The sequence below is a fragment of the Rossellomorea sp. FS2 genome (assembly GCF_047915635.1).
Taxonomy (GTDB): Bacteria; Bacillota; Bacilli; order Bacillales; family Bacillaceae_B; genus Rossellomorea; species Rossellomorea marisflavi_A.
The window spans coordinates 921,352-935,680 of the sequence record NZ_JBLRVS010000004.1 but is presented as its reverse complement, the minus strand read 5'-3'; the positions used below and the strand labels follow the sequence as shown (position 1 = coordinate 935,680).

Annotated in this window: 12 protein-coding genes; 11 read left to right on the top strand and 1 reads right to left on the bottom strand. The window is 51.5% G+C overall.

Features of this window, described 5'->3' with window-relative positions; genetic code table 11:
- Positions 1–5: 5 nt before the first annotated feature.
- From ilvC to thrB, 9 genes are all read left to right on the top strand, one after another.
- Complete coding sequence (gene ilvC / locus ACNA6I_RS15840; protein ID WP_048005707.1) at positions 6–1,040, top strand: ketol-acid reductoisomerase; 1,035 nt, start codon at positions 6–8, stop codon at positions 1,038–1,040.
- Positions 1,027–2,580, top strand: a complete 1,554-nt coding sequence (locus tag ACNA6I_RS15835) for a 2-isopropylmalate synthase (RefSeq protein WP_063190724.1) — start codon at positions 1,027–1,029, stop codon at positions 2,578–2,580. The genes ilvC and ACNA6I_RS15835 overlap by 14 nt, the downstream gene beginning before the upstream one ends.
- 45 nt (positions 2,581–2,625) lie before the next feature.
- Complete coding sequence (gene leuB, locus ACNA6I_RS15830) at positions 2,626–3,738, top strand: 3-isopropylmalate dehydrogenase (RefSeq protein WP_416313745.1); 1,113 nt, start codon at positions 2,626–2,628, stop codon at positions 3,736–3,738.
- Between the two features lie 39 nt (positions 3,739–3,777).
- Positions 3,778–5,193, top strand: coding sequence for a 3-isopropylmalate dehydratase large subunit (leuC, locus tag ACNA6I_RS15825; RefSeq protein ID WP_416313744.1), 1,416 nt, complete (start codon positions 3,778–3,780; stop codon positions 5,191–5,193).
- An 11-nt stretch (positions 5,194–5,204) separates the two neighbouring features.
- A complete protein-coding gene (gene leuD, locus ACNA6I_RS15820) occupies positions 5,205–5,810 on the top strand; it encodes a 3-isopropylmalate dehydratase small subunit (RefSeq protein ID WP_416313743.1) in 606 nt (201 codons plus the stop codon).
- Positions 5,810–6,793: a threonine ammonia-lyase gene (gene ilvA / locus ACNA6I_RS15815; protein WP_416313742.1), complete on the top strand. Its 984-nt coding sequence runs from the start codon at positions 5,810–5,812 to the stop codon at positions 6,791–6,793. The genes leuD and ilvA overlap by 1 nt, the downstream gene beginning before the upstream one ends.
- Before the next feature lie 184 nt (positions 6,794–6,977).
- Positions 6,978–8,276, top strand: coding sequence for a homoserine dehydrogenase (locus ACNA6I_RS15810; protein WP_148797167.1), 1,299 nt, complete (start codon positions 6,978–6,980; stop codon positions 8,274–8,276).
- Positions 8,273–9,337 carry a threonine synthase gene (gene thrC, locus ACNA6I_RS15805; RefSeq protein WP_048014913.1) on the top strand — a complete coding sequence of 355 codons (1,065 nt, stop codon included), beginning with the start codon at positions 8,273–8,275 and terminating at the stop codon, positions 9,335–9,337. The genes ACNA6I_RS15810 and thrC overlap by 4 nt, the downstream gene beginning before the upstream one ends.
- Positions 9,331–10,260 carry a homoserine kinase gene (thrB, locus tag ACNA6I_RS15800; RefSeq protein ID WP_048014914.1) on the top strand — a complete coding sequence of 310 codons (930 nt, stop codon included), beginning with the start codon at positions 9,331–9,333 and terminating at the stop codon, positions 10,258–10,260. The genes thrC and thrB overlap by 7 nt, the downstream gene beginning before the upstream one ends.
- A gap of 24 nt (positions 10,261–10,284) precedes the next feature.
- Here the strand turns inward: thrB and ACNA6I_RS15795 are convergent, their stop codons facing one another.
- On the bottom strand, positions 10,285–10,581 hold the full coding sequence (locus tag ACNA6I_RS15795) for a hypothetical protein (protein ID WP_048005698.1): 297 nt from the start codon (positions 10,579–10,581) through the stop codon (positions 10,285–10,287).
- 237 nt (positions 10,582–10,818) lie between these two features.
- Between ACNA6I_RS15795 and ACNA6I_RS15790 the strand changes: the two genes are divergently transcribed.
- Positions 10,819–12,150, top strand: a complete 1,332-nt coding sequence (locus ACNA6I_RS15790) for an ATP-binding protein (RefSeq protein ID WP_048005697.1) — start codon at positions 10,819–10,821, stop codon at positions 12,148–12,150.
- Positions 12,147–13,271 (top strand): DEAD/DEAH box helicase, encoded by a 1,125-nt coding sequence (locus ACNA6I_RS15785; RefSeq protein WP_159129155.1) that lies wholly within the window; start codon positions 12,147–12,149, stop codon positions 13,269–13,271. The genes ACNA6I_RS15790 and ACNA6I_RS15785 overlap by 4 nt, the downstream gene beginning before the upstream one ends.
- Positions 13,272–14,329 lie beyond the last annotated feature (1,058 nt).

Sequence of the window (14,329 nt, the reverse complement as noted above, 5' to 3'; positions counted from 1 at the left end):
GAGAAATGGTAAAAGTATATTATAACGGTGACGTAAACGAAGAGGTTCTGAAAGGCAAGAAAGTAGCAGTGGTCGGATATGGATCCCAAGGTCATGCACACGCACAAAACCTGAAAGAAAGCGGATTTGATGTCGTAGTCGGTCTTCGTAAAGGGAAGTCATGGGATCAGGCGGTTGCAGATGGATTCGACGTATACTCCGTACGCGAAGCGAGCGAACAAGCGGACGTCATCATGGTACTCCTCCCGGATGAGTATCAGCCGAAGGTGTATGAAGCTGAGATCAAACCGGCCCTATCTGCGGGTAAAGCCCTCGCTTTCGCTCACGGATTCAACATCCATTTCTCTCAAGTCGTCCCTCCGGAAGATGTGGATGTATTCCTTGTAGCCCCTAAAGGTCCAGGGCATCTTGTACGACGCACATTCGAAGAGGGCGCAGGTGTACCAGCGTTGTTCGGAGTGTATCAGGATGTGACGGGAAATGCCCGAGACGTAGCCCTTGCGTACGCAAAGGGAGTGGGAGCAGGACGCGCAGGGATCCTCGAGACGTCCTTCCAGGAAGAAACGGAAACCGATCTATTCGGTGAACAGGCAGTCCTGTGCGGTGGGCTGACATCCCTTGTGAAAGCAGGGTTTGAGACATTGGTGGAAGCAGGTTATCAAAAAGAAGTTGCCTACTTTGAGTGTCTCCACGAGCTGAAGCTGATCGTCGATCTTATGTATGAGCAAGGTCTCGAAGGAATGCGCTTCTCCATCTCCGATACTGCCCAGTGGGGAGACTTCGTTTCCGGCCCGCGTGTCGTGAATGAGGAAACGAAGGCGCGAATGAAGGATGTACTCACCGATATCCAGACAGGTAAATTTGCAAAGGGCTGGATCCTTGAAAACCAGGCAAACCGCCCAGAGTTCAACGCCATCAACAAGCGTGAGAGCGAGCATCCGATCGAAGTAGTCGGCAAGGAATTGAGGGCCATGATGCCATTCGTACAGCAGAAATCCTCTAAAAAAGAGAAGGAAGTGGTCTCCAGTGCGAACCATTGATATTTTCGATACAACGCTTCGCGACGGTGAACAATCGGCGGGTGTGAACCTCAATACGCTTGAAAAGATCGAGGTGGCGAAGCAGCTGGAACGCTTGGGAGTCGACGTCATAGAGGCCGGCTTCCCTGCAGCCTCCAAGGGTGACTTCGACGCAGTGAAACGGATCGGCGAGACGATCAAGAACAGTTCGGTGACCGGTCTTGCACGTGCACAGCAGAGGGATATCGATGCTGTATGGGGAGCGCTGAAGAATACAGCAGAGCCAAGGCTCCATGTATTCCTTGCCACATCGCCGATCCACATGACACATAAGCTCAAGATGTCGCCGGATCAGGTGGTTGAGACAGCGGTCCAGGCCGTGAAATATGCGAAACAGTTCTTCCCGGTCGTGCAATGGTCGGCAGAGGATGCATGCCGCACCGACCTTGATTTCCTTGTCAGGATCATGAAGGAAGTCATTGATGCAGGGGCTTCCGTCATCAACCTTCCAGACACGGTCGGCTATATCACACCTCAGAAGTATGGAGAGATCTTCAAGCATGTCAGGGAGAATGTTCCGAATATCGACGGCATCAAGCTTTCCGCCCACTGCCATAACGACTTGGGGATGGCCACGGCCAACTCCCTTGCAGCGATCGAAAACGGAGCCGATCAGATCGAAGGGACGATCAACGGAATCGGGGAGCGGGCAGGAAATGCAGCTCTTGAAGAAATCGCCGTCGCCCTTCGGATCCGTGAAGACTTCTACGAAGCAGGGACGCGCCTGAAGCTTGATGAAATCAAGAAGACGAGCGCCCTTGTCAGCAAGCTTACGGGCATGAGGGTACCGGCAAACAAAGCCGTCGTCGGGGATAATGCCTTTGCCCACGAGTCCGGGATCCATCAGGACGGCATGCTGAAAGAAAAGACCACCTACGAAATCATCACACCGGAATTGATCGGGAACAGCTCGACCCGCCTCGTCCTCGGAAAGCACTCCGGACGCCACGCCTTCAAGAACAAAGCGTCAGAGCTCGGATTCGAGCTGACGGATGAGAAGTTGAACGAAGCGTTTCACGCGTTCAAAGAGCTCGCAGATAAGAAAAAGGAAATCGTGGATGATGATCTGTTCAGCATCCTGACGAATAAGCAAACGGAAATGGTTGAAGGAGTCGGATTCAGTCTTGAACGGATGCAAGTCCAGTATGGTATGGATAATATCCCGACTGCAACGATCGAGCTCAAGCTTGAAGACGGAAGTGTCACCCAGCTTGCATCGACCGGCTCTGGAAGTGTGGAAGCCATCTATAACACGATCGAACGCATCCTTCCGGGGACATCGAAGCTTCTTGACTACCGGATCAACTCTGTCGGCGGAGGACGGGATGCACTTGCGGAAGTCTATGTCCATCTGGAATATGACGGAGCAAAGACAAGCGGAAGGGGCACGGCTCAGGATGTACTCGAGGCTTCGGCCCGGGCCTACCTCAATGCCGTGAACCGACTGGCCCAGAGGAAAGCATCATCTGCTGTAAAAGAAGTGGTGGAAGTAAGTTCGTAACATCATTACAGGGGTGGCGACGCCCCTTCAGGGAGGGACATTCTCATGAAAAAGAAAATTGCTGTATTACCTGGAGATGGAATCGGGCCGGAAGTGATGGATGGGGCCCTGAAGGTTCTGAAAGCCGTGGGTGATTGGTTCAACCATGAGTTTGAAGTGGAGAAAGGATACATCGGAGGAGCGGCCGTCGATCAGTTCGGCAGTCCGCTCCCGGCGGAAACGATCGAGCTTTGCAAGAAGAGTGATGCCATTCTCCTTGGTGCCGTAGGAGGACCGCAGTGGGAGAACCTTCCTAAAGAACTGAGGCCGGAAAAAGGTCTTCTCGGGATCCGGAAGGAATTTGAATTGTTTGCGAACCTCCGGCCGGTCAAGGCATTTGATAGCTTGATCTCAGCATCCCCCCTGAAAAAGGAAATCGTGGAAGATGTCGATATGATCATCGTTCGGGAACTGACGGGGGGACTGTACTTCGGGCAGCCATCCGGAAGGCAGGGAGCGGAGGATGAAGTGGCCGTCGACACCCTGGTCTATGAAAAGTCAGAGATCGAACGGATCGTCCATAAAGCTTTCCGTCTTGCTCAGAAGAGGAAGAAGCGCCTCACATCCGTCGACAAGGCCAATGTGTTGGAAACGAGCAGGATGTGGCGTGAAATCGTCAACGAGGCAGCAAAAGAGTACCCGGATGTGGAAGTGGAGCACATGCTTGTGGATGTGGCTGCGATGAAGCTCATGTATCAGCCTGGTCAATTCGATGTCATGGTAACGGAGAATATGTTTGGCGACATACTCAGTGATGAAGCCTCCATGATCACCGGATCACTGGGCATGCTGCCGTCAGCCAGTCTGAGGGAGGACTCATTCGGACTCTATGAACCGGTCCATGGATCGGCACCGGATATCGCAGGGAAAGGAAAAGCCAATCCTCTCGCCATGATTTTGTCTGTGGCCATGATGCTGAGGCATTCATTCGGTATGCAGGAAGAGGCGGAAATGATCGAAATGGCCGTGCAGGAAGTGTTGAATGCAGGCTTCCGGACAGGTGACCTTTGGAGCGGTGGAAGGGGCACTGCAGTCGGGACTGAGGCCATGAGCGATCTCGTCGTAGAGAGACTGGAAGCAGATCATGCACTATCTTCGATTCTATCCGCTTATCTATAAAAGGCTTTAAAATGCGACAGAAGAATAAGGAGGGAGCTCATGACGGGCAAAAACATTATTGAAAAGATTTGGGAAAGGCATGTTGTACAAAGGGAAGAAGGAAAGCCGGACCTCCTGTATATCGATCTGCATCTGGTGCATGAAGTCACCTCCCCCCAGGCATTCGAAGGTCTGCGCATGAAGGGGCGGCAGGTACGCCGTCCGGATCTGACCTACGCGACGATGGATCATAATGTCCCGACAAAGGAGCGGGATATCATCCGCGACGAAATCGCACGACTCCAGATGGACACCCTGAAGAAGAATTGCCGGGAATTCGGTGTCACATTAGCGGATATCCATCACCCTGATCAAGGGATCGTCCACGTCATCGGTCCGGAGCTCGGACTCACACAGCCAGGGAAGACGATTGTCTGCGGGGATAGCCATACATCCACGCATGGGGCATTCGGTGCCCTGGCGTTCGGGATCGGGACGAGTGAGGTGGAGCACGTATTGGCAACCCAGACCCTTTGGCAATCGAAGCCGAAGACCCTTCAGGTGAACGTATCCGGAAAGCTTGGATTTGGCGTTACGGCAAAAGATGTGATCCTGAACATCATTTCCACTCACGGCGTCGGATTCGGTACCGGTCACGTCATCGAGTTCACGGGCGACGTCATCCGGAACCTTTCCATGGAAGAGCGGATGACCGTCTGCAATATGAGTATCGAAGCAGGTGCAAAAGCAGGGCTCATCAGTCCGGATGAGACGACGATCGCCTATCTTGAAGGACGTCCAAACCTTCCGAAGAATCGCTCATTCCAGGAGCTGAAAGAGGATTGGTTGTCCCTGCAGAGTGATGCCGATGCTGAGTATGATCAACGGATCGAGGTGAAGGGAGAGGACATCGAGCCCCACGTCACTTGGGGGACGAACCCAGGGATGGGTGCGCCCATCACGGCGAGGATCCCGGATCCACAGTCGTATGAAGACGCGTCGGACCGTGAGGGGATCGAGCGTGCCCTTCATTATATGGGTCTAGAGCCCGAACAGTCCATTGAAGACATCACCATCGACTATGTTTTCATCGGCTCCTGTACCAACTCGCGTTTGAGCGATTTACGAGCAGCAGCAGAAGTGGTACAGGGCCATAAGGTCAAGGAAGGGGTTACGGCCCTTGTCGTTCCAGGCTCGTTCAGCGTCAAGCAACAGGCCGAGGAAGCAGGTCTCCATACCATCTTCCAGGAAGCCGGTTTTGAATGGAGAGAGGCAGGATGCAGCATGTGCCTCGCCATGAATGATGACATCGTGCCACCGGGTAAGCGATGTGCCTCGACGTCCAACCGTAATTTCGAAGGCAGGCAGGGTAACGGATCGCGTACCCATCTCCTCAGTCCTTCCATGGCAGCGGCCGCTGCCGTGACGGGTAAGCTGACGGACGTCCGGAAATTAGAAAGAATTTCAGTATCATAGGAGGTGACATCATGGCAATCAATCATGTAAAAGAGACCGTATTCCCGTTGCACCGGGATCACGTCGATACAGATCAGATCATCCCGAAACAGTTCTTGAAGCGGATCGAACGCAAGGGCTTCGGCCAGTTCCTATTCTATCATTGGCGATTTGAAGACGATGGGAAGACATTGAGGGAAGGGTTTCTCCTTGACACCCCCGCCTACAAAGATGCCGGGATATTGATCGGTGGGAAGAATTTCGGATGTGGTTCATCGAGGGAGCATGCCCCCTGGGCGCTTCAGGATTTTGGATTCAAAGTGGTCATTGCGAAGAGTTTTGCGGATATCTTCCATAACAATTGCCTGAAAAACGGGATCCTCCCGATCCGGCTTGACGATCAAATCGTTGACCAACTTTGGGCGAACGAGCAGAAGGCTTCGCGGTATGGAATCGAGATTTCACTGGAGGATCAGACGATCAAGGATTCCGAAGGCCTGCAGGTGTCATTCTCCATCGATCCCTATTGGAAGAATATGCTCATCAAAGGGCTGGACGAAATCGGATTGACCCTTGAATACGGTGAGAGTATCGATGCCTACGAAAAAAAATATGAGGTGAGTAGCTTGGGAATTTAATGGATCACACTGACGTTGTAGAAGCAATGGAACGAATCGGCCATCAAGTGCACCGGACCCCTTTGAAGCAGTCGGCCACCTTGAATGCCTACACGGGCGGCGACATTTATATGAAGATGGAGAACCTTCAGCGTACGGGCTCTTTCAAAGTCCGGGGTGCCATGAACAAAATCATGTCCCTCCCGGAAGTGGAAGCGGAAAACGGCATCATTGCCGCATCAGCAGGCAACCATGCACAGGGTGTGGCCCTGGCAGCGGCCATGAGGAACGTCCCTTCGAAAATCTTCATGCCCAAACGCACTCCTTCCACGAAAGTCGCGGCTACCAGACATTACGGTGCCGGGGTGGTCCTTGGTGGCGATACGTACAACGAAGCCTTCCAGTCGGCCCTCGAAGATCAACAGCAGCGGGGCTCCACTTTCGTCCATGCATTCGATGATCCGAAGGTAATGGCAGGACAGGGGACGGTAGCGCTTGAAATGCTTCAACAACTGAGTGACTTGGAAGTCATCCTCGTTCCGGTCGGAGGGGGTGGCCTCCTTGCTGGTATGGCCTCTGCCGTCAAAGCTTTTCACCCGAAGGTCCGAATCATCGGCGTTCAGGCACTGGGGGCACCTGCCACCTACAACTTCTTCACGGGAAGAGGGAAAGGTCCCCTAGAGCATGTCCATACGATTGCAGATGGTCTCCTTGTGAAAAAGCCCGGAGAACTGACCTTCCCCATCATCAAGCAATACGTAGATGATATAGTGACGGTAACCGATGAGGAAATTTCCTGTGCCATCATGTTCATGCTTGAACGGGAAAAAACCTTGGTGGAAGGGGCGGGCGCCGCTTCCCTTGCGGCGGTTATCTGTAAAAAGGTGAGCGTTCAGGGGAAAAAGGTAGGCTGTGTCATCAGCGGAGGCAATATCGATCCAGGAAAGATCTCGGTTTTCCGTGATCTGTCGAAGTCTGCCCGGCAGCTTCATCATATCTTGTAATCTTAGGAAAGGACGGCTCTTTGCGTGAAGGGCGGTCCTCTCTTTTCGTGGGAGGGATCCGCTTTTTGTTTATTTTCCATTTATTCTGAAAAATGTATTGTAAGGGCTGGGCGTTTCCTCTATAATGTCCTCTATAGAAGAACAAATGTATATTCGAAATGAACAAGTGGAGGTTTTGACGAAAATGGAATCCATATCAATCGGACTCTTGGGACTCGGAACAGTAGGGTCAGGGGTCGTGAAAATAGTAGAGAATCATCAGGATAAGCTGACCCATCAGATCGGCTGCCCGGTGAAAGTAAAAAAAGCACTCGTCCAGGAACTTGAGAAGGAACGAGATCTAAAGCTCGGTAGGGAGATCCTTACAACGGATCCAGCCGAAGTCCTGCAAGATCCCGACATTGATATTATCGTAGAGGTCATGGGGGGGATCGAGGCCACAAAAGAACACCTTCTGTCAGCGCTGAAGCAGAGAAAGCACGTCGTGACGGCCAATAAGGATCTTATGGCCCTCCACGGTCCGGAACTATTGAAGACGGCATCTGAAAATGGCTGCGACCTTTTCTACGAGGCAAGCGTTGCAGGTGGGATCCCGATCCTCAGAAGCTTGGTAGACGGCCTTTCCTCCGATCGGATCACGAAGATGATGGGGATCGTCAACGGGACGACGAACTTCATCCTCACAAAGATGACGAAAGAAGGCAGCAATTTCGAAGAGGTACTGAAGGAAGCGCAGGACCTCGGGTATGCCGAAGCCGATCCAACGGCTGACGTCGGTGGCCTCGATGCTGCAAGGAAGATGGCGATCCTCTCCACCCTCGGTTTCTCCATGAATGTCGATCTTGCAGACGTCAAGGTCAAGGGGATCACGGGGGTGACGGGTGAAGATATCCAATATGCTGAGCAATTCGACTATACGATGAAGCTCATCGGCTATGCACATCGTGACGGGGAGAAGGTGGAGGTAAGCGTCGAACCGACCCTGCTGCAGAAGGAGCATCCCCTCGCTGCGGTCAATGATGAATATAATGCCGTATATGTGTATGGAGAAGCCGTTGGAGAAACGATGTTCTATGGACCGGGTGCAGGAAGCCTTCCTACGGCTACTGCGGTCGTATCGGATATGGTGGGGATCATGAAGAATATGAGGCTTGGGGTCAACGGGAAAAGCGCGGTCCATCCCCAGTTCACGAAGAAGCTCAAGGAGTCGTCTGAAATCAAATCGAAGCATTTCCTTCGTCTCCATGTTAGAGATGAGGTGGGCGTGCTGTCGAAGCTGACCAGCATTTTTGCTTCCCACGGCGTCGGATTTGAGAAAATCCTTCAAAACCCGTTGGCAACGGAGGGGGTAGCCGAAATTGTCGTCGTAACCCATCAGGCATCCCTGGATCATTTCGAAGATATCCTTATGGAACTGAAGGACGAAGAAACGGTGCATTCCATCGAGAGCACCTATAGAGTGGAAGGAGGCGGAAAGGCATGAGTTGGGATGGGCTGATCAAGGAGTATGGAGAGAACCTGCCTGTTTCCGGGCAGACACCGGGATTGACGCTGCATGAGGGGAATACACCGCTCATCAAGCTTGAAACCCTGTCCAAGGAGTGGGGGATCGATCTTCATGTGAAGGTTGAAGGAGCCAATCCGACGGGCTCCTTCAAGGATCGCGGAATGGTCCTTGCTGTGGCGAAGGCGGTCGAAGAAGGAAGCTCGACAGTCATCTGTGCATCCACCGGTAACACGTCAGCATCCGCTGCAGCGTATGCCGCACGTGCCGGACTCAAATGCATCGTCGTTATCCCTGAAGGAAAGATCGCACAAGGTAAACTTGCGCAGGCGGTCATGTACGGCGCCGAAATCGTCTCCATTGAAGGGAACTTTGATCAAGCATTGGAAATCGTACGTGATCTTAGCCGGACCGAAGCGGTCACCCTGGTGAATTCAGTGAATCCATATCGGCTGGAAGGACAGAAGACGGCAGCCTTCGAAGTGGTGGATACGCTCGGAGCTGCTCCTGATATCCTGGCGATTCCTGTGGGGAACGCAGGGAATATCTCTGCTTACTGGAAAGGATTCAAGGAATATAACGGTAAGAAGCAATCTGGTCTCCCGAGAATGTTTGGATTCGAAGCATCAGGTGCCGCACCGCTTGTTCATGACCGGGTGATCGAGCAGCCTGAAACGCTGGCGACGGCGATCAGGATCGGCAACCCGGCGAGCTGGTCGCTGGCAGTGGATGCCTTGAAGGAGTCGAATGGACATATCAATGAGGTCACGGATGAAGAGATCATTGAAGCGTATCAGCTTCTTGCCAAGACAGAGGGGATCTTTGCCGAACCCGCCTCATGTGCTTCCATCGCAGGCATCCGCAAATCCCTCCAGTCAGGTGTGCTGCCGAAGGGATCGAAGGTTGTGGCCGTCCTGACAGGGAATGGTCTGAAAGATCCCCAGACGGCGATTGAATATAGTCCTGTGATCCCGGCGAAACTCCCGAATGACAGGGAAGCTGTAAAGGACTATATCAAGGGGACGATGGGGGTATGGTAGGCGAAGGGCGCTCTTGGAAGATCACTGTACCAGCCAGTACGGCGAATCTTGGACCGGGTTTTGATTCCATCGGCCTTTCCCTGAGCCTCTACCTGACCCTCGATGCCGAGGAAGCGGAGCGCTGGGAGGTCATCCCCCTTTCCCCGGAACTTGAAGATTTCCCACGGGATGAGGATCACTTCATCGTAGGCGTGGCCATGGAAGTGGCAGAACGCCACGGAAAAGTCCATCCGCCGTGCAAGCTGTCCGTGGAGAGCAAGATACCTCTTACGCGGGGGCTTGGGTCGAGTGCAGCAGCCGTCATCGCGGGGGTTGAACTGGCGAACGCTGCTTGTGGGCTGAACCTGACCATGCTTGATAAGCTGAAGGAAGCGAATCGATTTGAAGGGCATCCCGATAATGTGGGAGCGTCCCTTTACGGAGGGCTCGTGATTGCGACTCAGTCGGGAGACGATGTGGAATTCGTATCGATTCAAGATCCCGCTTTTGATGTGGTCGCTGTCATCCCCCCAACGGAATTGAAGACCTCGGAAGCGCGGGAAGCCTTGCCTGACGAGCTGTCATTTGGAGAATCGGTCCTTGCAGGGTCCGTATCCAACGTGTTGGTTGCCGCCCTCCTGACGGGGGACCTTGAAACAGCCGGCAGGATGATGAAGGCTGACCGCTATCACCAGCCATACCGCAAAAGCCTCTTACCGCATTATGATCTGGTGGAAAGGACAGCACTCGGAGCGGGGGCGTTCGGCGTTGCCCTGAGCGGTGCCGGTCCTACCATTGCATGCTTTACCGGGAAGGGGGAAGGAGCGGATCTCGCAAACGTAATGAAGCAGTCATTTCCCCATATGCTCGTCCGTCATCTTCTCATCACATCCGAAGGCAGCTCGGTCCTTGAAAAGCCGAAGGTCCGTCCTTTTCCGCTATGAAGCGGAAGGGCGGGCTTTTTTTCTTCATTTTGTCATGACAATCCCCTGCCCTTCATCATCTGCATATAAGTGATAGATCGAACGCGGGTGTATTCCCAGATCCTCACGAAGCTCCTTGGGGATATTCACCGTTCCTTTCTCCGATATGAAGCCTTTGTTGTGTGTGGACTCTTCCAGTGCCTCCCTGATCAGGATGGAACCCGCCTCGTGGATGAACTCTGCCTGTCTGCCGGGCAACAATCCGAAGCGTTCCCGCCACTCTCTCGGAATGGTGATGCTCCCGCTCCGGCTGAACAGCCTTGTTTTGTGAAGCGTACACATATCCTGTCACCTGCTTTCACGTATTAGTACCTTTTTTCCTCAATGAAGGGCGTTAAACGTCCAGGGTACAATTTGGTTCAAAGGAAGGAGCGACAAAAAAGACAGATGGTCTGAATTCATCTCCTAAGCACCCTCACAGCGTGGTATGATAGGGGAGTCGGAAACAGCACTGTGATAATTCATCATAGTTGGTGAAACCATATAGGAAAGACTACGTGAATTTAGGTGACGCTTAAGATGGGACAAGCTAAATGGATAGCCGCACGAATTGCGTTGATGTATTTTCTGGTCGGATTGCTTTGGATTTTCTTATCTGACTATGTGTCGATTCATCTGGCAAAGGAAAATCTGGGTTTATATATATACTCCCAACGCTTTAAAGGGTGGTTTTTCATCCTCATCACAGGCGTAGTGCTCTATTTCCTTGTCCATAAAACAACACGGGAAATCACACTTGCCAATGAGCGGTTGCGCAAGAAGGAAGTCCAGCTTGAAAGCAGGAATCAGCACTACCATTCCCTCATCGAGCAAAACCCCGATGCCGTCATTGAATTATCCTTGAACGGTCAGGTCATCTATGTGAATGGTGAGGCGGAAAAACTTCTTGAATCGTCCATGGATCGCCTCAAGTCGGTTTCGTTCAGCCAATACTTAGAAAAGAACGATCTGAACCTGTTGAAAGGACACCATTCCCAAACATTGAAAGGTGTGCCATCCACATTTGAAACGACGATCCACCTTGGTGATCGGTCAAAATTGGTGCGATGTTCCTTTGTCCCCATCATCATCAATGACGAAGTGACCGGTATGTTCGCCATTGCCCGGGATATCACCCGTGAGAGGAAAAACGAGGAAATGGCACTCGCCTCGGAGAAGCTTTCGGTCATCGGACAGCTGGCTGCAGCTGTCGCCCATGAAATCAGGAATCCATTGACCTCACTAAAGGGCTTCATTCAGCTGTTGAAAACGTCAAATGAAGTGCAGTCATCATACTTGGATATCATGCACCAGGAAGTCGACAGGATCGATCTGATTTCAGGCGAAATGCTCATACTTGGTAAACAACAGGATATCCCGTTTCGTCCACAACGCATCGATCAATTATTATCCCATGTCCTCGTTCTGATGGAAGCACAGGCGCATATGGACAATGTGTCCATGACCTTTCGCAACAAGGGATCTGAAGACATGCTGGTGATGGGCGAGGGCAATCAGCTTAAGCAGGTATTCATCAATATTATCAAGAATGGTGTGGAATCCATACCGGAGAGCCGGAACGGCCATGTGGGCATCACGTTAGGAAGTTCCGGTGATCACGCCTTCATATATGTAGAAGATAACGGTACGGGAATGGACCCGGAGCGTGTGGAGCGACTCGGGGAACCATTCTACTCGACAAAAGAAAAAGGGACCGGACTTGGACTTGCTGTATGCCAAAAAATCATCCAGCGCCATAAAGGGTCCTTAACATTCAAGACAGAAAAAGATGTCGGTACAACGGTGGAAATCCGCCTTCCATTATGGAAAGGGACCACCAATATCGATGCAGAAGAGAGGAATGTAACATGAAAGCAACTGAAGTTATTGATCACCCGGCCATACAAAAGACGTGGGATGAATCTGGTTTTGGAGACATGACCCCAATCCAGGAAAAAGCCATCCCCAAGGTGCTTGAAGGAAAGGACCTTATCTGTGAGTCACCGACAGGAACAGGGAAAACATTGGCTTATCTGCTCCCCATCATTCAGGCTATCGACCCTTCCAGAAAGCAGGCGCAGGCAGTGCTCATTGCTCCTTCAAGGGAACTTGTGATGCAGATTCAACAGGAAATCACAAAATGGGGCAAAGATACGGGCGTGACCGGTGCGGCCTTCATCGGTGGTGCAAACATCAAGAAGCAGCTGGAAAAGCTGAAAAAGAAGCCTCATATCATCGTCGGGACAACCGGACGTCTGCTTGAGCTCATGAAGCTCAAAAAACTGAAGATGCATGAAGTGAAAACCATCGTTGTTGATGAGTTCGACCTGATGATCACCCACGAACATGTAAAGGAAGTCCGCGAAGTGATCAAATCGACACTGAAGGAGAGACAGGTCCTCTTCTTCTCTGCAACCTTGTCACCGGAAACCTCAAGGGTGGCTGAAGAGCTCTTGAACGACCCGGAATTGGTGAAGATCGATGAAAAACTGGACCAGCCGAATGTCGAGCATCTTTATGTGTACACAGAGTTGCGTGATAAAATCGAGGCACTTAGAAACCTTGCCCACTTCAAGGACATAAAAGCCCTTGTGTTTTTCAATCAGCTTGAGAAACTTTCCGAGGCAGAAGAAAAGTTGAAATTCAAAGGTGTGGACCTTGAGGTACTTGCAGGGGAATCAAAGAAAGTGGAGAGGAAGGCATCACTTGACCGCTTCAGGGCTGGAAAAGTCCCGATGCTCCTTACAACGGATGTGGCAGCGCGCGGCCTCGATATCCAAGGGGTCACTCATGTAGTCCATTTCGACTTCCCGACCGATACAAAGCAGTACATCCATCGCTCCGGCAGAACGGGGAGGATGGGAGCTTCAGGCACCGTCATCTCCCTGGTATCCAAACGTGAACAGAGCTTCCTTGAAAAGCTCGGAAAAGAAGTAAATCTACCGTTCAACGAAAAAACGATCCACGGCGGACAGCTGAAAGATCCGCGATAATAGCTGCAATGACGGCCGCTCCTGGTGACAGGAGGGGTCGTTTTTTATCCCCGAACACAGTGCAAGACGCTGTCTATGTATACTGAACATAAACAGCGCCTTAATGTAAATACATCTTATTCAATTTACCTTTACGATCCTTTCTTACTAATCAACATACGAACCTTCATTTTTAAAAATTAATGGAATTGCATGCTTTAGTTTATTTTTTTCGTTCTTCTGATTTTCCCACATGCCCACAGGATACGAAGGAGGTTTTCACGGGCCTTCTTCTGGCGTATCGTGATTTAGCATGCTTCGCTGACGTTCTTCATTGGTATCATCCCCTGAAATAAGAATGGTGCGCGTCCCCGCATATCCACACGATCCTGATACTGGTTTTCACGGGCCATTTCATTGCGGATGGTGATGTTGATATGCTTTGCTTTCCTACTTCATTGGAATCACGCCTTTCTTCTAAGATAGGTGGTAGCTATCCTTTTGTTATTATGTATCATAGCAGGTTCGATTAATTAATTAAATGTTCAGAATTATTGATATAATCTGATTTAGAAGAGATTTTGTAGGATAATCGTGGTTTTTCTTTATTTTTTGTAAAGTTTCTTTGTTTTTTAATGTTTTTCTTGAGGAGGACGGTGAAATCAGGGGTTTGTTTGGGATTTGGGGGAGTGTTGGTTTAACTTACCAATTGTGGTTGGTTCAGATACTGCATTTATGAGTAGGGGGTGTGGTGTGTGATGGGTTCGTTCCGTTCCGCTGCGGGTGGTCGCTTTCCGCGGGGCGAGCGATGAGCCTCCTCGTGCCTGCGGGGTCTCATCTGCCCGCCTTTTCCGCAGGAGTCGACCACCCTTCGCTGCACTGCACTATGCGGTGATGATGGGGATAGGAGGGGAAGGCTACTATTCAACCTGCAATTTAAGATATAGAACCATTCAACTCCAGATTTTTTTTTGAGTTGGGTGTATAGTGGGTTCGTTCCGTTCCGCTGCGGGTGGTCGCTTTCTGCGGGGCGAGCGATGAGCCTCCTCGTACCTGCGGGGTCTCATCTGCCCGCCTAT